The following is a 1001-nucleotide window of genomic DNA, read 5'->3' on the forward strand; positions in this document are numbered from 1 at the left end:
CGTTCGTCGTCGGTGCGGTAGAGCTTGCCGACCATGGAGGCCACATTGGGCTTGAGCAGGCCCGTTCCGGCGCTGATCAGGCCGAGACCCACCCAGGTCATGGCGTCGGTGGGGACGGCCATGGAGTAGTGGCCGCAGGCGATGAGGACGCCGCCGTAGAGCACGGCCCGGTACGAGCCGAGGATCCGGTCGGCCAGCCAGCCACCCGCCACGGAGACCAGATAGACCAGCGTCCCGTAGGCGGCGGAGACGGACGCGGCGGTGCCGGGGTCCATGCCCATGCCGCCGTCTCTGACGGTGTCGGCGAAGAACAGCACCAGAATGGCCTGCATGCCCAGGAACGAGAACCGTTCCCAGACCTCCAGGCCGGACAGGGTCATCAGGCCCCGCGGCTGCCCGAAGAAGGCGTGGTCGTCCTCGGGCGGCGGCTGGGTCGGCTCGGTGGCGGCGGTGCTGTGGGACAAAACAGTGACTCCTGATCGTATGAGCTGATCCCGAACATACCGGCGGTCATGGGAAGCCGCCCACGGTGATCCATAGAGGACCGGATACGCTGAAGTCGATTCGAGAGACAGCGACACATCGACATTGCGTGTGATCGTCAGCAGACAGGAGATGCCCCCGTGACCGTCGTCGGGCCGTTCGGACTGCACGTGCGGGACCAGGCTCTTGAGGCCGATGTCCAGTCGGGCCTGGCCGCTGTCGAGGCAGGGCTGCTCGAAGCCACCAAGAGCGATGTCCCGTTCATCACGGACGCCGCCCAGCACCTGGTGCGTGCCGGGGGCAAGAGGTTCCGTCCCTTGCTGGTCATGCTCGCGTCACAGTTCGGGGATCCCGACGCGCCGGGAGTCGTCCCCTCGGCCGTCGTCGTCGAGCTCACCCATCTGGCCACGCTCTACCACGACGACGTGATGGACGAGGCCGACGTGCGGCGCGGGGTGCCCAGCGCCAACACCCGCTGGGGCAACTCGGTCGCCGTCCTCACCGGCGACTTCCTCTTC

Annotated in this window: 2 protein-coding genes; one reads left to right on the forward strand and one right to left on the reverse strand. The window is 67.6% G+C overall.

The annotated features are described in order from the left end of the window. The coding region (locus tag ACZ7HQ_RS46030) for an oligopeptide:H+ symporter (RefSeq protein ID WP_471003751.1) at positions 1–464 on the reverse strand (464 nt) is incomplete at its 3' end. Positions 465–623: 159 nt separating this feature from the next. On the opposite strand from ACZ7HQ_RS46030, the gene ACZ7HQ_RS46035 reads away from it, so the two are divergent. Further along, positions 624–1001: polyprenyl synthetase family protein (locus ACZ7HQ_RS46035; RefSeq protein WP_471003754.1), on the forward strand; the 378-nt coding region annotated here is incomplete at its 3' end.

This window comes from Streptomyces sp. NPDC037290, assembly GCF_055603245.1.